Below are 21463 nucleotides of genomic sequence, written 5' to 3'. Positions count from 1 at the left end.
GTTTCTCCGGGCGGTCACGCCTCCCGCAGCGCCTTGGCGAGCGTGCCGTCCCCGGTCACCGTGACCCGGCCGTCGCGCACCGCGTCCGGCAGCCGGGTCTCCCCGCGGGCGATGGCCTCGCAGGTCGCCGCGTCCATCTCCAGCCGCGCGTCCGCCTCGCCGGGGGCGGGCCCGTCGCCGTACACCGGGCCCTGATCCGCGCCGACGTGGAGGTGGAAGTCCCCCTCCTCCAGGCGGACTTCCACGACGCCCTGGCCGTCCAGCGCCCGCAGCAGCGGCAGCGCGAACCAGTGCGCGCGGACGGCGTCGGTGGGCCTGCGCTCCCCCAGTTCCTCCTCGCCCCACGTGCCCAGCGCCTGGAGCACGGGCAGCAGCCGGCGTCCCCGGCCGGTGAGTTCGTACACGTACGCCGCGCCCGGCGGGGGCAGCCGCCGTCGGGTGGTGAGCCCGTCCCGTTCCATGTCCTTCAGCCGCGAGGCGAGTACGTCCGTGCTGACGCCGGGCAGGTCCGCGTGCAGGTCCGTGTAGCGGCGCGGGCCGGCGAGCAGCTCGCGGACGATCAGCAGGGTCCAGCGGTCGCCGACGAGGTCGAGGGCGCGGGCTGCGGAGCAGTACTGGTCGTAGCTTCGGCGAGGAGACATGCGGCGCAGTCTAGACGCGTTGTTGGACTTTCCAAGCTCCCGCTTGGTAAAACCAAGCAACACGAGTTTCCGGAGGGGCGCATGGAGTTCCGGCAGTCCAACAAGCTCAGCGAGGTGTGCTACGAGATCCGCGGCCCGGTGATCGAGCACGCCGACGCGCTGGAGGAGGCGGGGCACAGCGTGCTGCGCCTGAACACCGGCAATCCCGCGGCCTTCGGCTTCGAGGCGCCGGAGGAGATCGTCCAGGACATGATCCGGATGCTGCCGCGGGCCCACGGCTACACGGACTCCCGCGGCGTCCTCTCCGCCCGCCGCGCGGTCGCCCAGCGCTACCAGACCCTGGGCCTCGACGTGGACGTGGACGACGTCTACCTGGGCAACGGCGTCTCGGAACTGGTCTCCATGGCCGTACAGGCGCTGATCGAGGACGGCGACGAAGTCCTCGTCCCCGCACCGGACTTCCCCCTCTGGACGGCCGTCACCACACTGGCCGGCGGCAAGGCCGTGCACTACCTGTGCGACGAACAGGCCGACTGGAACCCGGACCTGGCCGACATGGCGTCGAAGATCACCGACCGCACCAAGGCCGTGGTCATCATCAACCCGAACAACCCGACCGGCGCGGTCTACCCCGAGGAGGTCGTCGAGGGCATCCTCGACCTGGCCCGCCGGCACGGCCTGATGGTGTTCGCCGACGAGATCTACGACCAGATCCTCTACGACGACGCCGTCCACCACTCGGCCGCGGCGCTCGCCCCCGACCTCGTCGTCCTCACCTTCTGCGGCCTGTCCAAGACCTACCGGGTGGCGGGCTTCCGCTCCGGCTGGCTGGTCGTCACCGGGCCGAAGCAGCACGCCAGGGACTACCTGGAGGGCCTGACCATGCTGGCCTCCATGCGGCTGTGCGCCAACGCGCCCGCCCAGTACGCCATCCAGGCCGCGCTCGGCGGACGCCAGTCCATCGGTGAACTCACCGTGCCCGGCGGGCGGTTGTACGAGCAGCGGAACGTGGCCTGGGAGAAGCTCAACGAGATCCCGGGCGTGTCCTGCGTCAAGCCCAAGGGCGCGCTGTACGCGTTCCCGCGCATCGACCCCAAGGTCCACCCGATCCACGACGACGAGAAGTTCGTCCTGGACCTGCTGCTGCGCGAGAAGATCCAGGTGGTCCAGGGCACCGGCTTCAACTGGCCCTCCCCCGACCACTTCCGCATCCTGACCCTGCCGCACGCGGACGACCTGGAGGCGGCCATCGGCCGGATCGGCAGGTTCCTCGGCGGGTACCGGCAGTAGGCGCCTGGCCCGTGCCGCGCGTTCCGTGCGAAGATCACCCCCGTCGACGACCAGGGGTCCGCCGGGGGCGGGCCGCCCACCGGCCGCCGGTGCGCGCTGACCGGCGCGGCACCCCCCGGTCCGGTTCCGGCGGACCGGCCGGGGATGTCAGACCAGGGGGAGCAGCGGTGTTCTCGTACGGACAACGCCGTACGCGCGGAAGGCGCCGTACGGCTGTCGCCGTGCTGTGCGCGGTGGTACTCGGCCTCACGGCGCCCGGCGCCCGCGCCGGAGAGGAGCTGCGGCCGTCCGCGCCCGCCGCGGGGCGGGAGGCACGACAGGCCGCGTCGTTCTGGACCGCGCGGCGCTTGGCCGACGCCCGGCCGCTGGACGCGGCGCGGCACCCGCCGTCGGGGCGGGGCGCGGCGCCCGCGGCGGCGGCCCGGCCGAAGGGCACCCTGTTCCGGGGAACCCGCCTGGTCGGAACGTTCTTCGGCGCCGACGGACCGCGTGGCACCGCCTGGCACTGCACCGGCAGCGTGATCGACACCAAGGCGCGGGACATCGTCCTCACCGCGGCCCACTGCGCGCTGAACATGAACGCCGACTATGTCTTCGTCCCGAAGTTCGTCAAGGGCGCGGCCCCCGACCGGCAGCCGTACGGCATCTTCCACATCCAGCGGATCTTCATCGACCCCCGGTACGTGCCCGACCACGGTTCGGCCACCACCAGGAAGACCGCGTCCGACCTGGACACCGCGTTCGCCCGGGTCTCGGCCAACCAGCGGGGCACGTCCCTCCAGGACGCGGTGGGCGGCGGCCTGACCTTCACCCGGCCGGCCGGCTACACCCACCGGAACGTCACCGTCGTCGGCTACCCCTCGCACCGGCACAACACCGCCGGGCGCGCCGTCAAGTGCACCGTCCCGACCAAGCAGCTGCGCGGCTACCGCCAGCTGTCGATGACCTGCGGCGGCTACTACGGCGGCGTCTCCGGCAGCCCGTGGATCACCGGCTACGAGGACGACGGCCGCTCGGGGCACGTCATCGGCGACCTCGGCGGCTACAACGGCGGCGGCAACGACGCCAACGCCGACTACATCAGCTACGCCACCGCGTTCGGCGCGGACGCCGCCAACCTCCTCGCCGACGCCGTCGCCGACCGGACCCCGCCCGCAGACCTGCCGCCGTACCGGGGGCTCAAGGGCGCGCTGCCGGGCGGCGCCGCACGCTGGCGCGGGGCCGCGCTCATGGCGTCCGGCGACTACACCGGCGACCGGCGCGGCGATCTGCTCGTGGTCTGGTCCGACGGCGGGATCACCCTCCACCCGGGTGACGGCAAGGGCGGCTTCCTCGCCGAGAAGCGGCTGCTGCGGGCCAACTCCACCTGGACCCACGCCCGCGCCCTGACGGGCGGCACCTTCACCGAGGGCGACCGGTCCGGCCTGCTGGTGCGCTGGTCCGACGGCGAGGTCACCCTCTACCCGGGGCCCGGCCCCGCCGGCCTGGGCCGGGAGATCCGGATGGCGCCGCCCGGCTCCGCGTGGAAGAAGGCCGTCCAGTTCACCTCCGGGGCGTTCGGGCCGGACGGGGGCACGGGGCTGCTGGTCCGCTGGGCCGACGGCGCGCTCACGCTGTACCCGGGGATCGGGGCCGGTGGCCTCGGCACCGGTACGCGGCTCGTCGCGGCGAACGGCACCTGGACCAAGACGGCGGCGCTGGCCGGCGGCGACTTCGACGGCACGGCCGGCGGGGACCTGCTGGTGCGCTGGGCGGACGGCACGCTCGACACGTACACCGGCACCTCGGCGGCGGGGCTCGGCACCAGGACGCGGGTGCGCGGCCCGAACGCCCTGTGGCGGCACGCGCAGACGCTGACGGTCGGCGGCTTGCGCCACGGCGGCACCGGGAACGACCTCGTCGTGCGCTGGTCCGACGGGGAGACGACGCTGTACGCCGACACCGGCACGAAGACGGTCGGCACCGAGCACACGCTGGTCCACCCCGGCACCTGACCACACCACCGCGTACCGCCAAGGGGGAACCATGCGCGTGACCAACCGCCTCGCCGGCGGCCTCGCCCTGCTCACGGCCGGCCTGGCGCTGACGGCCTGCGGCACCGGCACCGCCACCGGCACGACGGCCGGACCGGAAGCCTCCGCACCGCACTGCCGGACCGCCTCGCTGACGTGGACGCTGTCCCTGCTCCAAGAGGAGGGCACCCGGCAGGAAAGCGGCCGCCCCGACGCGCGGCTCACCGCCGTCAACAAGGGCCCCGGCCCGTGCGTGTTCGCGGGCTACCCGCTCCTGGAGATCCACAACGGCAAGGCGGAGAGCGTCGAGGGCACCGGGCGGGGCCGCCCGGCCCCGCTCACCCTGCCCGGCGGGGCCTCCGTGACCGTGGACCTCGACTACACGCGCCGCGGCACGAAGGGCGCGGACGACGACTGGTGCGTGCGGCAGGGCGAGGCCTCGGTCCGCGCACCGCACGACACCCGCGGCGCGGTCGTCCCCGTCACGGACGCGCACGGGAAGGCCGCCACGATCGACGCCTGCGGGGAGACCCTCGCCATGGCGGTGCCGCGCCGCACCCCGGCCGGGTCCTGAGGCGGGGCCGCCGCCCCGGCCGACCCGCCGTCTGGCGCAGTCCGTCCTGCGGGCGGCGGGCGCCCTGTGCCACCGTGCCGTCATGGGTGACCTCTTTCTCGTGCGGCACGGTGAGACCGAGTGGTCGCGGTCCGGGCGGCACACCGGCCGGACCGACGTGCCGCTCACCGAGCACGGGCGGGAGGAGGCGCGCCTGCTGGTCCCGCTGATCCGCTCGCACCGGATCGGGGCGGCGTTCGTCAGCCCCCTCGAGCGCGCCCGGGAGACCGCCCGGCTCATCGGTGTCCCGGACGCACGGGTCGACGCCGACCTCCGCGAGTGGGACTACGGCGGCTACGAGGGTGTGACCACCGCGGACATCCATCGGAGCCGGCCCGGCTGGTTCCTGTTCACGGACGGCGTCGCGCCGGGGCCGCCGGACCACCCGGGCGAGACCCCGGAGCAGGTCGGGGAGCGCGCCGACCGGATGCTGGCCAAGGCTGACGCGGCGCTCGCCGGCACCGAGGGGGCCGTCGTCCTGATCGCCCACGGCCACTTCCTCCGCGTCCTCACCGCCCGCCGCCTGGGCCTGCCACCGCGGCACGGGGCCCTCTTCCAGCTCGCGACGGGGGCACTGTGCCGGCTCGGCACGGAGCAGGGCCGGCCGGTCGTCGCGGGGTGGAACATCCGGCCCCGGGGGGAGTGAGGAACCGAGGGGGCGAGGGGGAGGGCGTTGTCGGACCCGGGCCGTACCCTGCGAGGGAGTCACCCGTCCGGCGGTTCCTCGGGAGCGGCCCGCCGGCGGTTCCCCGGCCGTCCCCCGGCAACGCCCCTGAGAGGAGCACCCCCGTGACCCGACCGCCCACACCCGCGCAGCGGCGGGTGATCGAGGACGCCGATCCGGTCACCGGCCGGCTGCGCGGTACCGGGACCCAGCTCGCGGCGCTGGTGAAGCGGGGGCTCGCCTTCCGGCATCCCCGGCCGCCGCACGACCACTTCCTCACCCCGGCGGGCCACCGGATACGGGACGCGGTGCCCGAGCCACCGGTGGAGCCGGCGCCGGACACCGGCGTGTTCACGGCCCGCGTCGGCGGCGAGGAGGAGCCGCCCGAGTCCGGGCCGGCGCGGCGGCGCGAGGTGCACAGTGCGTGGCAGGGGCTGCTGGAGCTGCGCCGGATGACGAATCCCGACGGCGCGGCGGACCGGCCGTGCGGGTGGGAGCGGACGCATCTGGTGCGGGCCGCGGCGCTCGCGCTGGAGGCGGCCGGGCACCGGCCGGCGGGCGGGGACACGGACGGCTACCGGGTCCGGGCGACTCCGCAGCCGGAGGCGGTGGCGGTGTACGCGCCGGACGCGCGGACGCTGGCCGCCTGCGCGGTCACCCTGGAGCGGGCCGGCTGGCAGGCGGGCGAGTACACCGAGCCCCGGACGAGAGCGCGCTATCTGCTGGCCTCACCGCGCCGGGTGTGACGGGCGTGCCAGGATCGGTCGACCGGAGATTCGAACAGGGAGAAGGGCAAGCAGTGGCCGAACCGTTTTCCGTCCGTGTGACCGTCCGCGGCTACGAGACCGATGTGCAGGGGCACCTCAACCAGGCGGTGTACCTCAACTACGCGGAGCACGCCCGCTGGTCGCTGCTCCAGGCGGCCGGGATCAGCCAGGCCCGGCTGGCGGGCCGGGGCGTGGGCCCGGTGGCGCTGGAGACGACCATCCGCTACCGCCGTGAGCTGCTCGCCGGCGACGAGGTCGACGTGACCTGCGCGTTCGAATGGGGGGAGGGAAAGACCTTCCGGATCCGGCAGGAGATCGTGAAGACCGACGGCACCCTGGCCGCCGAGGTCGTCGCGGTGGGCGGCCTGATGGACCTCACCGCGCGCAAGCTGCTGCCCGGTCCCCGCGAGGTGTTCGCGGAACTGGCCGCGGACCCCGCCCTGTTCGGCCTGTAGTCCGGCCGGCGGCCTACGCGTCGAGCGGGTCCGGCCGGTGCTCGGCGTCGTAGGCCGCCCGCGCCTCGGCGACGTACACCCGGTTGCGCTCGGCCCAGTCGGTCAGCCGTTGCAGGGTGTCGTGCAACTCGTGGGCGACGGAGGTGAGTTCGTACTCCACCTTCGGCGGCACCGTCGGATGGACGGTGCGCGTCACCAGGCCGTCCCGTTCCAGGTTGCGCAGGGTGAGGGTCAGCATGCGACGGCTGATGCCCTCGATGCCGCGCTCCAGCTCCGTGAACCGGATGGGTCCGTGCGCGGCGGCGACGAGGATCTGCACGCTCCATTTGCCGGCCACCCTGTCAAGAACCTCGCGGACGGGGCAGGCGTGCGCGTTCACTGCCTGGACGGTAACACCGGTGTTCCCCTGGGACATCGGACTGCCTCCTTACACCGGCCCTCATGGTCACCCACGATGTCCCCCGTTACAAGTCGTGCACCAAGGTGCACGGGAAGAACAGAGGCGCCGAGGAAGAACGGGGAGGCGGCACACGATGTCGGCCATGATCGAGAACGGTCCGTCACCGGCGGCGGTGGCTCCGGGAGCACGGTACTCCCGCTGGGCCTCCCTCGCCGTGCTGTGCGCGGGCACGCTGATGACGGTACTGGACGGCAACATCGTCACGGTGGCGATGCCGGCCGTCCAGAGCGACCTCGGCTTCAGCGGGCCGGGGCTGGCCTGGGTCGTCAACGCCTATCTGATCGCCTTCGGCGGACTGCTCCTGCTGGCGGGACGGCTCGGCGACCTCGTGGGCCGCAAGCGGATGTTCACGGCGGGGCTCGCGGTGTTCACGCTGGCGTCGGTGCTGTGCGGGACGGCGACCGGGCAGGGCATGCTGATCGCGGCGCGTGCGGTGCAGGGCGCGGGCGGGGCGATGGCCTCGGCGGTGGTCCTCGGGATGCTGGTGGCACTCTTCCCCGAGCCACGCGAACGGGCCCGTGCCATCGCGGCGTTCAGCGCGGTCGGCGCGGCGGGCGGCGCCCTCGGCACCTTCCTCGGCGGCGCCCTGACCGAGGCGCTGGGCTGGCACTGGATCTTCCTGATCAACCTGCCGATCGGCGTCGCCGCGTGGCTGGCCGCGGTGCGGGTGCTCGCCCCGGAACCCGGCGCCGGGCTCGGCCGGGGCGCCGACTACCCGGGTGCGGCCCTGGTCACCGGCGCACTGATGCTGACGGTGTACGTGATCGTCGGCGCGGGCGACCGCTCCACCACCGTCACCCTGCTGCCGGCCGCCCTCGCCGTCGCCCTGTTCGCGGCGTTCACCGTGCGCCAGGCCCGGGCCGCGCGCCCGCTGCTGCGGCTGCGGCTGTTCCGCTCCCGGCTGCTGACCGGCGCCAACGCGGTCCAGGTGCTGATGATCGCCACGATGTACGGCTTCCAGTTCATCGGCGCGCTGTATCTGCAACGGGTGCTGGGGTACGGCGCGCTCGCCACCGGCACCGCGTTCCTGCCGGCTCCGGTCACGATCGGTGTGCTGATGCTGGGGCTGTCGGCGCGGACCGTGGCCCGGTTCGGCGGCTACCGGGTGCTGCTGACCGGCCTGGCGCTCATCACGGCGGGCATGGCCCTGCTGGGCCGGGTGCCCGCCGGCGGCTCCTACGCCACCGATGTGCTGCCGGCGATGCTGCTGCTGTCCGCCGGGTTCGCGGCGGCCATGCCGGCGCTCACCGGGCTGGCGATGTCGGGCGCCCGGGCGGAGGACGCGGGACTCGCCTCCGGGCTGTTCAACACCACGCAGGTGGTGGGCGGTTCGCTGGGCCTGGCCGTCCTGACGACGCTCGCGGCCGCCCGCACCGGGGGCCTGCTCGCCGACGGCACGCCCCTGCTGCCCGCGACCGCCGGGGGCTACCGGCTGGCGTTCACCGTGGCCACGGGCACCGCGGCGACGGCCCTGGCCCTGGCGGCCCTGCTCCTGCGCGAGCGCCGCGCCTGACGCCGGGCGAGGACGGGGCGGGCCGTGCCCGACCCGGGCCGGGGCGGCAGGCCGTGGGTCCTGGCCGACTCCCGCCACCCCGACGTACTCACCGCCCCACGCAAGGGGGCCGGTTCAGGAGAAGGACAGCGGCAGAAGGGCGGCTCAGGAGGCGAACGGCTCGATCTCCCCCGCGAAGACGATGACCTGGTCGATGAGGCTCCGCCGCAGATGGACGACGTCCGTTCCCGCCAGGCGGGGACCTCCGTCCGGCGTGGTGAAGACCCATTGGTACCGGGCCCACTCGTCGGGCATGTCCACCGCCGAGCAGCGCACCATCGTGCCGGTCCCCGCCGGGTGGCTCCGGATGTCCAGCACGAACCGCTCGACCGCCGCGATGCCTTCGCTGCGGCCCAACGGCCCCCAGAAGACCACGTCTGAGGTCACAGCCTGGGAGAGCAGGGCAGTCACATAGCTGTCGTCCGAGGCGTTGAACGCGGAGATGAACGTGTCGATCGCGGAGCGTGCAATCTCTTCCTGCATGCCCCAGTAATACCAGCCGTTCCGCGTGCGCTCGTCCCGCGAGCCGCCTTCCGATCACGGTGAACCGTCCCGGTCACCGCACCAGACGTCGCCCGGAACGCCGGCCGGCCTCATGAAGCGGCCGGGGGCCGCGGCGTCGCCGTCGTGTCCCCCGGCCGGTCGGGTCCCGGCCGCCGGTCTCAGTGCGCGGCGGCGATCTCCTGGCCGGACTCCATGGGGTGGGTGACGTCCTGGGCCTCGCGGCCCTTGCCGAGGTGGTTGAAGAGGAGGTTGAGCACCACGGCGGTGACGCAGCCCGTGGAGATGCCCGAGTCCAGAACGATCTTCGCGGTTTCGGGGAACGCGTGGTAGAACTCCGGCGCGGTGATCGGGATGATGCCGACCGCGAGGGACACGGCCACGATCAGGACGTTGTTGTCCCGGTCGAGACCGGCCCGGACCAGGGTCTGGATGCCGCTCGCGGCAACCGAGCCGAACAGGACGACACCGGCCCCGCCGAGGACCGGGCGGGGTACGACCGCGATGAGCGAGGCGGCCATCGGGCACAGGCCCATCAGGACCAGGAAGCCGCCGCCGGTCGCGACGACGTACCGGCTGCGGATCCTCGTCATGGCGACCAGGCCGATGTTCTGGGCGAAGGCGCTGCACATGAAGCCGTTGAACAGCGGGCTGATCGCGGAGCCGAGGGTGTCGGCGCGCAGGCCGGCCGCGATGGTCCTCTCGTCCGCGGGACGCTCCACGATCTCGCCGAGCGCCAGCATGTCGGCGGTCGACTCGGTCATCGAGACCACCATCACCACGCACAGCGAGAGGATCGCGGCGAGCTGGAACCGCGGGGCGCCGAAGTGGAACGGGGTGGGGAAGCCGACCACGTCGGCGTGGGCGACGGGGCCGAAGTCCGTGACGCCGAACGGTATCGCGACGAGCGTGCCCACGATCAGGCCGAGCAGCACGGCGATCTGCTTGACGAAGCCGCGGGTGAAGCGGCGCAGCAGCAGGACGATGAGCAGGGTGACGCCGGCGAGGGTGAGGTAGGTCGTGGAACCGTAGTCGTGCGCCCGGGGGTCCGGGCCCTGGGCCCAGCCGAACGCGACCGGCAGCAGGGACACGCCGATCAGGGTGATGACGGAGCCGGTGACGACCGGCGGGAAGAAGCGGACCGCCTTGCAGAAGACGGGCGCGGCGAGGAAGCCGAGGAGTCCGGCGACGATGACCGCGCCGAAGATGACCGGCAGGGCGTCGGACTTGTCCTCGGTGGAGGCGACGATCGCGGTCATGGGGGCGACACCGGCGAAGGTGACGCCGTTGACGAAGGGCAGCCGGGCGCCGATCTTCCAGAAGCCGAGCGTCTGGAGGAAGGTGGCGAGGCCCGCGGTGAACAGGCAGGCACCGGTGAGGAAGGTCAGGTCGGTCGCGCTCAGGCCGATGGCCGCGCCGACGATGAGCGGTGGGGCGACGACTCCGGCGTACATGGCGGCCACGTGCTGCAGGCCACTGGTCGCCATTTTCAGGGCGGGGAGTTTCTCGTCTACGGGATGGTCGGCCACGGCGGTCCTCCGGGCGGGTAACACGTCGTCGCCGACGTGGGTTTCATGGAGGTGGTGCGGATGGGCATGGGCACCTCCCTGTTCGGGCGAAGCCGAGAACCGGGGGAGGGACCTGACGGGGGTGGCGCGTGAGCGGGGGCGAGCGGTGTGGAGGTGGCCGTCCCCGGGGCGGGTGCACGCACGTGCCCCGGGGACGGCTGCCGTGGACCCCGCTCGGAATCCACGGGTCCCGGCCGGGAGCCGTCCCTCCCGGCCGGAGTCTGTGCGGGCCCGGGCCGGTCAGGCCCGCGCGGTGATACGGGCCAGGCGCTGGGCCTCCGTGCGGGTGGAGACGGCGATGGCGTCCTCGTCCACGGTGAGCAGGCGGCCGTTCTCGACGATCTGCCGGCCGTTCACGAAGGACGCGGTGACCGGGGCCGCGGCGCCGAAGACCAGCGCGGTCACCGGGTCGGCGATGGAGGCGTGGGCGAGCGTGTCCATCTTCCACAGCACCAGGTCGGCGAGCTTGCCGGGCTCCAGCGAGCCGATCTGCTCCGCCCGGCCGAGCACCTGGGCCCCGCCGTGGGTGCCGAGCCGCAGCGCCTGCCGGGCGCTCAGGGCGGCCTCGCGGTGGGCGCCGAGACGGTTGATCAGGAGCGCGTTGCGCAGTTCGGTGTGGAGTTCGCCGGACTCGTTGGAGGCGGTGCCGTCGACGCCGAGGCCGACCGGGACGCCCGCCTCGAGCATGTCGGGGACGCGGGCGATGCCGGCCGCGAGGCGGGCGTTGGAGGACGGGCAGTGGGCGACGCCGGTCTTCGTGCGGGCGAACGCGGCGATGTCGGAGTCGGTCATGTGGACGCAGTGCGCCATCCACACGTCCGCGCCGAGCCAGCCGGTGGACTCGAAGTAGTCGGTGGGGCCCATGCCGAACAGCTCGTGGCAGAACTTCTCCTCCTCCACCGTCTCCGAGCCGTGGGTGTGCAGCCGTACGCCGAGACGGCGGGCCAGTTCGGCGGCGTGGCGCATGAGGTCGGTCGAGACGGAGAACGGCGAGCACGGCGCGACCGCCACCTGGGTCATCGCGTCGAAGGACGCGTCGTGGTGCGTGCGGACGGTCTCCTCGGTGGCGGCGAGGGCGCCCTCCAGCGTCTCGACGGCGAAGTCCGGGGGCAGTCCGCCGTCCTTCTCGCCGCGGTCCATCGAGCCGCGGGCCAGCGTGAAGCGGACGCCCGTCTCGGCGGCGGCCCGGATGATCGAGCCGGACAGGTCGCCGGAGCCGCGCGGGTAGACGTAGTGGTGGTCCATGGCGGTGGTGACACCGCCGCGGGCCATCATGGCGAGCGATCCCTGCGCGGCGGCGTACGTCATCCGCTCGTCGATGCGCGCCCAGGTGGGGTAGAGCGCGACCAGCCAGTCGAACAGGTTGTGGTCGGTGGCCAGGCCCCGGGTGATCCACTGGTAGAAGTGGTGGTGGGTGTTGACCAGACCGGGCGTGGCCAGGTGGCCGGTCGCGTCGATCCGGCGCACCACGTTCTCCAGGCCCTCGGGGGCCTTGCCCGCGCCGACCGACTCGATGCGGTTGCCCGCCAGGACGAGGTGTCCCGAGGCGTGTTCGGTGCCGCCCGCGTCCACGGTCGCGACGGCGCAGTTCTCGATGACGATGCGCTCGGCTGCCGGTGATGCCATCGTGCTTCCTTGTCTTTCGGTGGCGGCCCGTGGACGGGAGGGGTCCGCGGGGAGGGCACGGCAGGACCCTAGGAGGATTTGAGTGCCGGAGCCGGTTGCCCGTTCCGGGTGCCGAGGTGGTGGAAGAACAGGTTGAGCAGGACCGCGACGAGCGCCCCGGCGCTGATGCCGGAGCCGAGCACGGTCTGCGCCCAGGCCGGGAAGCCGGCGTAGAAGGTCGGCGCGGCCAGCGGGATGATGCCGGCGCCGAGGGCCACGGCCACCAGGATGATGTTGGAGCTGTCGTCCAGGCCCGCCTCGGCCAGCGTACGGATGCCGCTGACGGCGATCGAGCCGAAGAGGACGATGCCCGCGCCGCCGAGGACCGGCATGGGGACGAGGGAGACGACCGCGCCGAGGACCGGGAAGGCGCCGAGGACCAGCAGGGCGGCGCCGGCGACGGCGACGACGTACCGGCTGCGCACCCGGGTGAGGGAGACGACGCCGACGTTCTGGGCGAAGGCGGAGGTGGGGAAGCCGCCGAAGACGGGGCCGAGCAGCGTGGCGATGCCGTCGGTGCGCAGTCCGCGGGTGATGGTCCGCGCATCGGCACGGCGGTCGCAGATCTCGCCGAGGGCGAGCATGCCGGCGCTGGACTCGGTCATCAGGACCAGCATCACGATGCACAGGGAGAGGATGGCCGCGGGCTGGAACTCGGGGGCGCCGAAGGCGAACGGCGTGGGCAGCGCGGCGACGGGCGCGGACTGAAGGCCGCTGAAGTCGGCCATGCCGAAGGGGATCGCGGCGAGGGTGCCGACGAGCAGCCCGAACAGCAGCGCGACCTGTTTGACGAAGCCCTTGCCGAAGCGCTGGATGAACAGGATGACGGCGAGGGTGAACCCGGCGAGCGCGAGGTGCCGCAGGGAGCCGAAGTCGGCGGCGGTCCTGTCGCCGCCCTGCGCCCAGCCGACCGGTACGGGCATCAGCGTGACGCCGATCAGGGTGATGACGACGCCGGTGACCAGGGGCGGGAAGAAGCGGAGCAGCCGGCCGAAGAACGGGCCGAGGGCCAGGCAGAAGGCGCCGGCGACCATCACCGCGCCGTAGATCGCGGGGAGTTGGTGGCCCTTGGTGGTGGTCTCGGCGATCGCGAGGATCGGGGCGATGCCGGCGGAGGAGGCGGCGTTGACGAAGGGCAGCCGGTTGCCGACGAGGCCCTTGACGCCGAGGGTCTGCAGGACGGTCGCGACGCCCGCGATGAGCAGGCTCGCGGCGATCAGCCGGGTGCGGGCCGCGATGTCGAGTCCGCAGGCCTGGCCGATGATGAGCGGAGGAGTGACAACGCCCGCGTACATGGCGGCGATGTGCTGGAGCGCGGCGGGGACGAGCCGCGAGAGGTGGAGTTTCTCGTCCACCGGGTGCACGGACGTGACGGCGTCCTCGGTGTGCTCCGGCGGGGTGGAACAGGGGGCTGTGGCGGGCCCCTTCGCAGGCTGTGCCATTTCGTTCCCTCCGGTGTGGCGGGCCCCCGGCCCGGGTGGCGGGGCCGGGGGCACGCGTCCCGCGTCAGAGGTTGGTCATGTCGACCGGGATACGGGCCTCACAGCCGTCCCGCAGGACGGTGGCCTCGATGAGGCCGTAGGGGCGGTCGGCGGCGAAGTAGACCTCGTTGTCGTTCTTGAGCCCGAACGGCTCCAGGTCCACCAGGAAGTGGTGCTTGTTCGGCAGCGAGAAGCGGACCTCGTCGATCTCGCCGCGGTTGTTGATGATGCGCGCGCCCATCTGGTACAGCGTCTGCTGGAGGGAGAGGGAGTACGTCTCGGCGAAGGCCTGGAGCATGTGCTTCTTCGTCTGCTCGTAGGACTTCTCCCAGTTGGGCATCTTCTGCTCGTCGTCGGTCCAGTTGAACCGCCAGCGGCCGGAGACCTGGGTGGCCAGGATGCGGTCGTACGCCTCCGGGAGGGTGGTGTACCTGTCCTTGACGTAGCCCCAGAACTCGGAGTTGGTCGAGTTCATCACGACCAGGTCCTTCAGGCCGGAGACGACCTCCCACCGCTCGCCGTCGTAGGTGATCTGGGTGAGGCGGGTCTCCTGGCCCTTGCGGACGAAGGAGTGCTTGACCTCGTCGGCGCCGATGAACCTGCTGTTGGCGTCGGAGGTCTCGATCCGCTCCCAGGCGTACTCCTCGATGCGGATGCGGGCCCGGTGGATGGGCTCCTGGCTGGTGACGAAGTGCCGGGCGAGGTGGATGCCGAACTGCTCGGCGGACTCGATGCCGTACTCCTTGGCGAACGCGAACACCGTGTTCTTGGTGGTGTCGGTCGGCAGGACGTTGGCGTTGGAGCCGGAGTAGTGGACCTCCTCCATGTCGCCGCTCAGCGCGACCGAGACGTTGAGGTCCTTGATGTGGTGGGTGGCGCCGTCCCGCGTGATCTTGACGACTCGGTTCTCGGCCTTGCCGTACTGGTTCTGTCCCAGGATGGTCGGCATGTGAGCTAGCTCCCTCGGTAAACGGAGTAGCCGAACGGGTTGAGCAGCAGCGGTACGTGGTAGTGCTCGCCCGGTACGACGGCGAACGTGATCGCCACCTCCGGGAAGAACACCGCCGGCCCGCTGTCCCGGTTCGCGGGGGCGTCCTGCTGCGCATCGGCTTGCTTCTTCGCGAAGTACGGCTCCACCTCGCAGTCGAGCCGTACGTGGGTGGTCCCCTCCGGCAGCGCCGGCAGGTCCTTGCACCGGCCGTCGGCGTCGGTCGCGGAGCCGCCGAGTGCCTGCCAGTCCCCTCCCTGGCCGCCGCGGGCGAAGAGGCGGACGGCGACGCCCCCGGCGGGGCGGCCGATCGAGGTGTCCAGGATGTGCGTGGACACGGAGGCGGTGGTGCTGGTGCTCATGGTGTCAGGCGTCCTCTTCGACGAGTCGGGCCAGTCGGATGCGGTTGATCTTGCCCAGCTCGGTGCGGACGATCTCCCGCTCCCGCTCCGGCGCGTTCCCGATCCGCTCCTTGACCGCGTCCCGCATCTGCTCGCCGGTCCGGCCGGTGGCGCAGACGAGGAAGACGTGGCCGAACTTCTCCTGGTAGGCCAGGTTCAGTTCGAGCATCTCCGCCTTGAGCTCGTCGGAGGCGCCGGCCATGCCGCGCTGCTCGCGGGCGGAGGCCGGGTCGCCGGGCCTGGGGCGGCCGATCGGCGGGTGCCCGGCCATCGCCTCCTTGAGGTCCGCCGTGGTCAGCTCGGCCGTGGCGGCGTCGCTGGCGGCGTAGAGGTCCTCCGGGGTGGCGTAGGGGCGGGCGGCGAGCAGTCGCCGGGCCCACTCGGTGGAAGCGCACGCCTCGTGGAGGGCGGCGAGGGCCGCGCGCTCCTCCAGATCGTTGAACCGGGCCAGGCCCGGGGGCGTGGAAGTCGACGTCACGGGAGCCTCCGTGGCCACGATGGGCCGTCGTGCTGATCGGGCTGCCGATAGCTAACGCCCTCGGAAACATCCCGTCAACACTTTGTTGAAAATTCCGCGTAACAAGCGGGGACACGCCCTCACGGCACGTCGGGCCCCGCTTCCGGCCCGGTCAGGAACCCTTCTCCCGGTTGAGGTAGTTGTAGACCGTGAACCGGCTGACGCCGAGCGCGCCGGCCACGGTCTCCACGCCGTGCCGCACGGCGAACGCGCCGCGCGCCTCCAGGCTGCGCACCAGTTCCTGCTTGGCCTTGCGGTCCAGATCGGCCAGCGGCCGGCCCTGTCTGCGCTCCATCGCGGCGAGGATGTGGTCCAGGGAGTCGGCGAGCTGGGGCAGGCGCACGGCGACGACGTCGACGCCCTCCCAGGCGAGCACGACGTCCTCGGGGCCGGCCTCGTCGGGCGGCAGCATCTCCCCGCCCATGGCGTCGACCAGGGGCTTCACGGCCGCGATGAACGACTCGTCCCCGGTCATCTGCCGCGCTCCGCGGCCCCGTCGCCGTTCACGCCGTCGATCACGTTGACCTGGAGCGAGACACGGGTGGCGCCGGCCTCCAGAGCCTTGCGCAGCAGCGCGTCCACCGCGGTGAGCACGCGGTCGGCGCCGCCCTCGGCCGTGTTGCCGAACGGGCCGACGTCGACGGCGTCCAGCCCGGCCGTCTCGATGACCTCCCGCGCCACCAGGGCGTGCGCGGGCGCCTCGTCCAGGTCGAAGGGTTCGGTCGTGAACTCCACTCTCAATCGCACGCGCTCAACCTAACGCCCGGCGCGGCTTTTCGGGCGCCCGGCGGCCGGCCCCCCTTGACAAGCTCCGACACCCGACGGCAGTGTTCCATTAAGCAGAAACAAACTTCCGTAATACGGAAACTCGACCCACGGAAGGGAGCGCGGCCCGAATGCCGGGTTTCGAGTGGAGCACCGCCGCGGACCACCGCTTCAACGTCAACCTGTCGATCCTCTTCACGGAACTCCCGCTCCTGGAGCGCCCCGCGGCCGCCGCCGCGGCGGGCTTCTCCGCGGTCGAGCTGTGGTGGCCCTGGACCGACTCCCCCACCCCCGCCCGGTCCGAACTGGACGCCCTGAAGAAGGCGGTCGAGGACGCGGGAGTCCGGCTCACGGGCCTGAACTTCTACGCCGGCCGGCTGCCGGGCCCCGACCGCGGCGCCCTGTCGGTCCCCGGCGAGGAGTCCGAGAGGTTCCGCGCCAACGTCGACGTCGCCGCCGACTTCGCGGCCTCCCTCGGCTGCACGGCGCTCAACGCCCTCTACGGCAACCGCGTCGAGGGCGTGGCCCCGGCCGAGCAGGACGCCCTCGCCCTGGAGAACCTGGCCCTCGCGGCCCGCGCGGCCGACCGGATCGGCGCGATCCTGCTGATCGAGGCCCTCAACAAGCCCGAGTCGCCGCTGTACCCGCTGGTGAGCGCCCCCGCCGCCATCGAGGTCGTGGACAAGGTCAACGAGGCGACGGGCCTCGGGAACGCGAAGTTCCTGATGGACCTGTACCACCTGTCCATGAACGGCGAGGACCTGCCGTCGGTCATCGACCGGTACGCCGCGAGGACCGGGCACGTGCAGATCGCCGACAACCCGGGCCGCGGCGCCCCCGGCACGGGCTCGCTGCCCCTGGAGGACCTCCTCGGCCGGCTGAGGAAGGCCGGTTACGACGGCTGGGCCGGCCTGGAGTACAAGCCGGGCGACCGCCCGAGCGCCGAGGCCTTCGACTGGCTGCCCCGCGCGGCCCGCTGACCACACGCACTGAGAAAGGCACCCCCGATGAGTCTTCCCAAGATCGCCTGGATCGGCCTCGGCATCATGGGCTCCCCCATGTCCGAGAACCTGATCAAGGCGGGTTACGACGTCACCGGCTACACCCTGGAGCGGGAGAAGCTGGACCGGCTGGCCGCCGCCGGCGGCACGGCCGCCGCCTCCATCGCCGAGGCCGTCCGGGACGCCGACGTGGTGATCACGATGGTGCCCGCCTCGCCTCAGGTCGAGGCGATCGCCTACGGCCCGGACGGCATCCTGGAGAACGCCCGGCAGGGCGCCCTGCTGATCGACATGTCCTCCATCACCCCGCAGACCTCCGTCGACCTCGCGAGGAACGCGAAGGAGAAGGGCGTCCGCGTCCTGGACGCGCCCGTCTCCGGCGGCGAGGCCGGTGCCGTCGAGGCCGTACTGTCGATCATGGTCGGCGGCGAGCAGCCCGACTTCGACGAGGCCAGGCCGGTCTTCGAGGCACTCGGCAAGACCATCGTGCTGTGCGGTCCGCACGGCTCGGGCCAGACCGTGAAGGCGGCCAACCAGCTGATCGTCGCCGTCAACATCCAGGCGTGCGCGGAGGCCGTGGTCTTCCTGGAGAAGTCGGGCGTGGACCTGAGGGCCGCGCTGGACGTGCTGGGCGGCGGCCTCGCCGGCTCGACCGTACTGACGCGCAAGAAGGACAACTTCCTGAACCGCGACTTCCAGCCGGGCTTCCGCATCGACCTGCACCACAAGGACATGGGCATCGTCACCGACGCCGCCCGCGCCGTCGGCGCGGCCCTGCCGGTCGGCGCCGTGGTCGCCCAGCTGGTCGCGTCGCTGCGCGCCCAGGGCGACGGCGGGCTGGACCACTCGGCGCTGCTGCGGGCCGTGGAGCGCCTGTCCGGCGCCCAGGTCTGACGGGCCCGCACCGACTTCCGGGCCGCGGCGCCGCCGACACCTGTCCTGTCGCGCCCAGGCGGCGCCGCGGCCCGGAACCGCCTCCCCCCGGCTCCACCGCGGCCCTGAAACAGATCAACAAACTGTTGACGCTCAGATCGCCGCACTTCTAGGCTCCACGAAGCGGAAACAGGTTTCCGCTGACACCCGCATGGAAGGTCCACGATGTCGCAGCGCGTGCTCACCACCGAGTCCGGCGCCCCGGTCGCCGACAACCAGAACTCCGCCTCCGCCGGCGTCGGCGGCCCGCTCCTGATCCAGGACCAGCATCTCCTGGAGAAGCTCGCGCGCTTCAACCGCGAGCGGATCCCGGAGCGTGTGGTGCACGCCCGCGGCTCCGGCGCGTACGGCCACTTCGAGGTGACGGACGACGTCACCGGCTACACCCACGCCGCCTTCCTCGGCGAGATCGGCAAGCGCACCGAGGTGTTCGTGCGCTTCTCGACCGTGGCCGACTCCCTCGGCGGCGCCGACGCCGTCCGCGACCCGCGCGGTTTCGCGGTGAAGTTCTACACCGAGGAGGGCAACTACGACCTCGTCGGCAACAACACCCCGGTGTTCTTCGTCAAGGACCCGGTCAAGTTCCCCGACTTCATCCACTCGCAGAAGCGGGACCCGTTCACGGGCCGCCAGGAGCCGGACAACGTCTGGGACTTCTGGGCGCACTCCCCCGAGGCCACGCACCAGGTGACCTGGCTGATGGGCGACCGCGGCATCCCGGCGTCGTACCGGCACATGAACGGCTACGGCTCGCACACCTACCAGTGGACGAGCGCCGAGGGCGAGGCCTTCTTCGTCAAGTACCACTTCAAGACGAACCAGGGCATCCGCTGCCTGTCCGCCGAGCAGGCGCAGGAGCTGGCCGGCAAGGACCCCGCCTCCCACCAGACCGACCTGCTCCAGGCGATCGAGCGGGGCGTGCACCCGTCCTGGACGCTGTACGTGCAGATCATGCCGGCGGCCGAGGCGGCGGACTACCGCTTCAACCCGTTCGACCTGACCAAGGTGTGGCCGCACGGGGACTACCCGCTCCAGCGGGTGGGCCGCCTGGTCCTCGACCGCAACCCGGACAACGTGTTCGCCGAGGTGGAGCAGGCCGCTTTCTCCCCGAACAACTTCGTGCCCGGCATCGGCCCGTCCCCGGACAAGATGCTCCAGGGCCGCCTGTTCGCCTACGCCGACGCCCACCGCTACCGCCTCGGCGTCAACCACACCCTGCTGCCCGTGAACGCCCCGAAGGCGGTTCCCGGCGGCGCGCGCAACTACGGCCGGGACGGCTTCATGGCGCTCAACGCGCAGGGCCGCCACGCCAAGAACTACGAGCCGAACTCCTACGACGGCCCGGTCGAGACCGGCCGCCCCCTGTCGGCTCCGCTGGCCGTCTCGGGCCACACGGGCACCCACGAGGCGCCCCTGCACACCAAGGACGACGACTTCTTCCAGGCCGGCGAGCTGTACCGCCTGATGTCGCCGGAGGAGAAGTCCCGCCTGGTCGCGAACATCGCCGGCGGCCTCGCGCAGGTCTCCCGCGACGACGTGATCGAGAAGAACCTGGCCCACTTCCACGCCGCCGACCCCCGGTACGGCAAGCGCGTGGAGGAAGCGGTCCGCGCCCTGCGCGAGGACTGAGCAGGGAGAAACCGCAAGCTGCGTACGGGATCTGACGGGAGGTCATGATCTCCGTACGCGGCCCGCGCGGCACGCCGGACGGCCCCGATGAGGGATGGCCGCCGGCGCGGCGCGCGGGCAGGGCGAGGACCGCGGCGGCCCGCGAGCCAGTGCGGTGGTGAAGGACCCGCGTCCCCTTCTCGACCAGAGGGAAGGGACCCCGGTTCCGTCGCGTCCACCGCGGTCCCGCCCGGCCCCTCCCGAGGGGCCCACCCGCCCCGTCCGGCGGCGCGAACGACCTGTCGCGCCCAGCCTCGCGCCGTCGGACGGCCACCAAGCGCTCCCGGCACCGGGTCATGTCCCCGGTGAGGGGGCGTTCGGCGTTGTCCGGCAGCTCCTTGCAGGTGAGCACCTCGGCCCGGGTGACGTGCGGTGCGGACACCGTCCCGGCGTGCAGATCCGCTTCGCGCGCCGCAGGCTGAAGGCATGGCCAATCCGACCCATGACCCGCACATCGTGGTCCACCCCCCGGCGCTGGACGGTTCCCGGCGGGTGACCGAGGGGGACGTGACGCTGGGGATCGCCTCGCATCTCGACGACGTCGTGGAGATCCTGCGGCTGGCCGATCTGGACCGGATCGAGGTGGAGCAGAGCGACCTGATCGAATGGCAGGGCGGCGGCCCGGACGACTGGCCGGGGCTGTCGGAGCACGAGTGGTGACGGCGGCGCGTACGGCAGCGGTCGTAGACCGGGTGCGTCACCCTCAAATTAACCTCTGAAGACCGCGGCGCAGGCTTGAACCACCCCGTCGGCAGGGCACATTGAGGGCACACGGGGCCCGTCGGCACGGGGGCGACGGGCCCCGTACGGGGGTGTCTGATGAGCCGTACGGCGCCGAATCCGCCGGACCCGTGCGCGGTCGCGCTGCTGCGCGGGGGCGACCGTGCCGCCCTCACCGTCGCGGTGCTCGGGATGCATCTGCGCGGCGCGGTCGAGGCGGGCCGGCCGGGCACGCTGCGCAAGAGCGCGGCCGTCGACGCCGGGCCCCTGCCGCATCCGCTGGAGAAGGCCGTCCGCACCGCCCTCTACCGGCCCGCCGGTCCCCGGGAGCTGCCCGGCCGCGCGGTGGTGCGGCGGGCCCTCGCCCGGATGCGGGCCGAGCTGGCGGCGCAGGGGCTGCTGCGGGTGCTGCCGCCGGGCCGCACCCGTGCGGCCCGGCGTCTGCTGGCGGACCTCCGCGCGCGCCGTCCGCTGCCCGAGGGGCCGGACGGGCTGCCGCAGGACGAGGTGCTGCTGGCCGTCGCGCTGTACGGCGGGCGGGCCCTGACCGCCCTCGCCCCGCGTTTCGCCCGCGAAGCGGGGCTCACCGGCCGGGGCGCGCTCGCGGACGAGGGCCGCTTCCCGTTCGGCCGGGGCACCGCCTTCCGGTACGTCGTGGGGGGCGAGGGCGGGGACGACGGCTGGGACGGCGGTGGCGGTGGGTACGGCGGCCACGGCGACGGGGGTCACGGCCACGGCGGTCACGACTACGGGGGTGGCTGCGGCGGGGGCGGCGGGTTCGGCTGAGGGCCGGGCGGGCGC

At 72.8% G+C, this 21463-nt stretch carries 23 protein-coding genes; 12 read left to right on the top strand and 11 right to left on the bottom strand.

Features of this window, described 5'->3' with window-relative positions; translation table 11 throughout:
* Window positions 1-14: 14 nt before the first annotated feature.
* A complete protein-coding gene (locus ACZ5DC_RS02270) occupies window positions 15-641 on the bottom strand; it encodes a winged helix-turn-helix transcriptional regulator (protein ID WP_468648522.1) in 627 nt (208 codons plus the stop codon).
* Window positions 642-722: 81 nt separating this feature from the next.
* On the opposite strand from ACZ5DC_RS02270, the gene ACZ5DC_RS02265 reads away from it, so the two are divergent.
* The 6 genes from ACZ5DC_RS02265 (at window position 723) to ACZ5DC_RS02240 (ending at window position 6442) form a co-directional block, all read left to right on the top strand.
* On the top strand, window positions 723-1931 hold the full coding sequence (locus tag ACZ5DC_RS02265; RefSeq protein WP_468648520.1) for a pyridoxal phosphate-dependent aminotransferase: 1209 nt from the start codon (window positions 723-725) through the stop codon (window positions 1929-1931).
* Window positions 1932-2098: 167 nt separating this feature from the next.
* Window positions 2099-3925, top strand: a complete 1827-nt coding sequence (locus tag ACZ5DC_RS02260; RefSeq protein ID WP_468648518.1) for a trypsin-like serine peptidase — start codon at window positions 2099-2101, stop codon at window positions 3923-3925.
* Between the two features lie 31 nt (window positions 3926-3956).
* Complete coding sequence (locus ACZ5DC_RS02255; protein WP_468648516.1) at window positions 3957-4517, top strand: DUF4232 domain-containing protein; 561 nt, start codon at window positions 3957-3959, stop codon at window positions 4515-4517.
* Window positions 4518-4599: 82 nt separating this feature from the next.
* The gene (locus tag ACZ5DC_RS02250; RefSeq protein WP_468648514.1) at window positions 4600-5202 is read left to right on the top strand and encodes a histidine phosphatase family protein; all 603 of its coding nucleotides are present in this window, start codon (window positions 4600-4602) and stop codon (window positions 5200-5202) included.
* Window positions 5203-5345: 143 nt separating this feature from the next.
* Window positions 5346-5966, top strand: a complete 621-nt coding sequence (locus ACZ5DC_RS02245) for a hypothetical protein (RefSeq protein WP_366748023.1) — start codon at window positions 5346-5348, stop codon at window positions 5964-5966.
* Window positions 5967-6019: 53 nt separating this feature from the next.
* Entirely contained in the window at window positions 6020-6442 is a 423-nt protein-coding gene (locus ACZ5DC_RS02240; protein ID WP_468648512.1) for an acyl-CoA thioesterase, read from the top strand.
* Window positions 6443-6455: 13 nt separating this feature from the next.
* Here the strand turns inward: ACZ5DC_RS02240 and ACZ5DC_RS02235 are convergent, their stop codons facing one another.
* Complete coding sequence (locus ACZ5DC_RS02235; protein WP_366748025.1) at window positions 6456-6857, bottom strand: winged helix-turn-helix transcriptional regulator; 402 nt, start codon at window positions 6855-6857, stop codon at window positions 6456-6458.
* Window positions 6858-6975: 118 nt separating this feature from the next.
* On the opposite strand from ACZ5DC_RS02235, the gene ACZ5DC_RS02230 reads away from it, so the two are divergent.
* Window positions 6976-8415, top strand: a complete 1440-nt coding sequence (locus tag ACZ5DC_RS02230) for an MFS transporter (RefSeq protein WP_468648509.1) — start codon at window positions 6976-6978, stop codon at window positions 8413-8415.
* Window positions 8416-8559: 144 nt separating this feature from the next.
* On the opposite strand, the gene ACZ5DC_RS02225 is transcribed toward ACZ5DC_RS02230, so the two are convergent.
* From ACZ5DC_RS02225 to ACZ5DC_RS02185, 9 genes are all read right to left on the bottom strand, one after another.
* Window positions 8560-8937: a nuclear transport factor 2 family protein gene (locus ACZ5DC_RS02225; protein ID WP_468648507.1), complete on the bottom strand. Its 378-nt coding sequence runs from the start codon at window positions 8935-8937 to the stop codon at window positions 8560-8562.
* A 179-nt stretch (window positions 8938-9116) separates the two neighbouring features.
* A complete protein-coding gene (locus tag ACZ5DC_RS02220; RefSeq protein WP_468648505.1) occupies window positions 9117-10484 on the bottom strand; it encodes a nucleobase:cation symporter-2 family protein in 1368 nt (455 codons plus the stop codon).
* A gap of 279 nt (window positions 10485-10763) precedes the next feature.
* Complete coding sequence (locus ACZ5DC_RS02215; protein WP_468648503.1) at window positions 10764-12149, bottom strand: 8-oxoguanine deaminase; 1386 nt, start codon at window positions 12147-12149, stop codon at window positions 10764-10766.
* Window positions 12150-12217: 68 nt separating this feature from the next.
* On the bottom strand, window positions 12218-13630 hold the full coding sequence (locus ACZ5DC_RS02210; RefSeq protein ID WP_468648501.1) for a nucleobase:cation symporter-2 family protein: 1413 nt from the start codon (window positions 13628-13630) through the stop codon (window positions 12218-12220).
* A gap of 64 nt (window positions 13631-13694) precedes the next feature.
* On the bottom strand, window positions 13695-14618 hold the full coding sequence (pucL, locus tag ACZ5DC_RS02205; RefSeq protein ID WP_366748032.1) for a factor-independent urate hydroxylase: 924 nt from the start codon (window positions 14616-14618) through the stop codon (window positions 13695-13697).
* A 5-nt stretch (window positions 14619-14623) separates the two neighbouring features.
* Complete coding sequence (gene uraH, locus ACZ5DC_RS02200) at window positions 14624-15019, bottom strand: hydroxyisourate hydrolase (protein WP_468648499.1); 396 nt, start codon at window positions 15017-15019, stop codon at window positions 14624-14626.
* Between the two features lie 4 nt (window positions 15020-15023).
* Window positions 15024-15536, bottom strand: coding sequence for a 2-oxo-4-hydroxy-4-carboxy-5-ureidoimidazoline decarboxylase (uraD, locus tag ACZ5DC_RS02195; RefSeq protein WP_468648497.1), 513 nt, complete (start codon window positions 15534-15536; stop codon window positions 15024-15026).
* Window positions 15537-15687: 151 nt separating this feature from the next.
* A complete protein-coding gene (locus ACZ5DC_RS02190; RefSeq protein ID WP_468648495.1) occupies window positions 15688-16050 on the bottom strand; it encodes a helix-turn-helix domain-containing protein in 363 nt (120 codons plus the stop codon).
* Window positions 16047-16322 carry a thiamine-binding protein gene (locus ACZ5DC_RS02185; protein WP_366748036.1) on the bottom strand — a complete coding sequence of 92 codons (276 nt, stop codon included), beginning with the start codon at window positions 16320-16322 and terminating at the stop codon, window positions 16047-16049. Before ACZ5DC_RS02185 ends, ACZ5DC_RS02190 begins: the two co-directional genes overlap by 4 nt.
* Before the next feature lie 149 nt (window positions 16323-16471).
* On the opposite strand from ACZ5DC_RS02185, the gene ACZ5DC_RS02180 reads away from it, so the two are divergent.
* From ACZ5DC_RS02180 to ACZ5DC_RS02160, 5 genes are all read left to right on the top strand, one after another.
* Complete coding sequence (locus ACZ5DC_RS02180; protein ID WP_468648493.1) at window positions 16472-17320, top strand: TIM barrel protein; 849 nt, start codon at window positions 16472-16474, stop codon at window positions 17318-17320.
* A 27-nt stretch (window positions 17321-17347) separates the two neighbouring features.
* Entirely contained in the window at window positions 17348-18235 is an 888-nt protein-coding gene (locus ACZ5DC_RS02175) for a 2-hydroxy-3-oxopropionate reductase (protein ID WP_468648491.1), read from the top strand.
* Window positions 18236-18439: 204 nt separating this feature from the next.
* A complete protein-coding gene (locus ACZ5DC_RS02170) occupies window positions 18440-19903 on the top strand; it encodes a catalase (protein ID WP_468648489.1) in 1464 nt (487 codons plus the stop codon).
* Window positions 19904-20368: 465 nt separating this feature from the next.
* The gene (locus tag ACZ5DC_RS02165) at window positions 20369-20602 is read left to right on the top strand and encodes a hypothetical protein (RefSeq protein ID WP_468648487.1); all 234 of its coding nucleotides are present in this window, start codon (window positions 20369-20371) and stop codon (window positions 20600-20602) included.
* Between the two features lie 159 nt (window positions 20603-20761).
* Window positions 20762-21448: a TIGR04222 domain-containing membrane protein gene (locus ACZ5DC_RS02160; RefSeq protein WP_468648485.1), complete on the top strand. Its 687-nt coding sequence runs from the start codon at window positions 20762-20764 to the stop codon at window positions 21446-21448.
* The last annotated feature ends 15 nt before the right edge of the window (window positions 21449-21463 follow it).

The sequence above is a fragment of the Streptomyces sp. NPDC031445 genome (assembly GCF_055581365.1).
The sequence above is the reverse complement of the archived record's forward strand: the minus strand, read 5'-3'. Positions and strand labels throughout refer to the sequence as shown.

Bases quoted from the DNA above. Each gene is read 5' to 3' on its own strand.
- ACZ5DC_RS02270 (WP_468648522.1), bottom strand. From the start codon at position 641: ATGTCTCCTCGCCGAAGCTACGACCAGTACTGCTCCGCAGCCCGCGCC.
- ACZ5DC_RS02265 (WP_468648520.1), top strand. From the start codon at position 723: ATGGAGTTCCGGCAGTCCAACAAGCTCAGCGAGGTGTGCTACGAGATC.
- ACZ5DC_RS02255 (WP_468648516.1), top strand. From the start codon at position 3,957: ATGCGCGTGACCAACCGCCTCGCCGGCGGCCTCGCCCTGCTCACGGCC.
- ACZ5DC_RS02250 (WP_468648514.1), top strand. From the start codon at position 4,600: ATGGGTGACCTCTTTCTCGTGCGGCACGGTGAGACCGAGTGGTCGCGG.
- ACZ5DC_RS02235 (WP_366748025.1), bottom strand. From the start codon at position 6,857: ATGTCCCAGGGGAACACCGGTGTTACCGTCCAGGCAGTGAACGCGCAC.
- ACZ5DC_RS02230 (WP_468648509.1), top strand. From the start codon at position 6,976: ATGTCGGCCATGATCGAGAACGGTCCGTCACCGGCGGCGGTGGCTCCG.
- ACZ5DC_RS02225 (WP_468648507.1), bottom strand. From the start codon at position 8,937: ATGCAGGAAGAGATTGCACGCTCCGCGATCGACACGTTCATCTCCGCG.
- ACZ5DC_RS02215 (WP_468648503.1), bottom strand. From the start codon at position 12,149: ATGGCATCACCGGCAGCCGAGCGCATCGTCATCGAGAACTGCGCCGTC.
- ACZ5DC_RS02210 (WP_468648501.1), bottom strand. From the start codon at position 13,630: ATGGCACAGCCTGCGAAGGGGCCCGCCACAGCCCCCTGTTCCACCCCG.
- pucL (WP_366748032.1), bottom strand. From the start codon at position 14,618: ATGCCGACCATCCTGGGACAGAACCAGTACGGCAAGGCCGAGAACCGA.
- uraH (WP_468648499.1), bottom strand. From the start codon at position 15,019: ATGAGCACCAGCACCACCGCCTCCGTGTCCACGCACATCCTGGACACC.
- ACZ5DC_RS02190 (WP_468648495.1), bottom strand. From the start codon at position 16,050: ATGACCGGGGACGAGTCGTTCATCGCGGCCGTGAAGCCCCTGGTCGAC.
- ACZ5DC_RS02180 (WP_468648493.1), top strand. From the start codon at position 16,472: ATGCCGGGTTTCGAGTGGAGCACCGCCGCGGACCACCGCTTCAACGTC.
- ACZ5DC_RS02175 (WP_468648491.1), top strand. From the start codon at position 17,348: ATGAGTCTTCCCAAGATCGCCTGGATCGGCCTCGGCATCATGGGCTCC.
- ACZ5DC_RS02170 (WP_468648489.1), top strand. From the start codon at position 18,440: ATGTCGCAGCGCGTGCTCACCACCGAGTCCGGCGCCCCGGTCGCCGAC.
- ACZ5DC_RS02165 (WP_468648487.1), top strand. From the start codon at position 20,369: ATGGCCAATCCGACCCATGACCCGCACATCGTGGTCCACCCCCCGGCG.
- ACZ5DC_RS02160 (WP_468648485.1), top strand. From the start codon at position 20,762: ATGAGCCGTACGGCGCCGAATCCGCCGGACCCGTGCGCGGTCGCGCTG.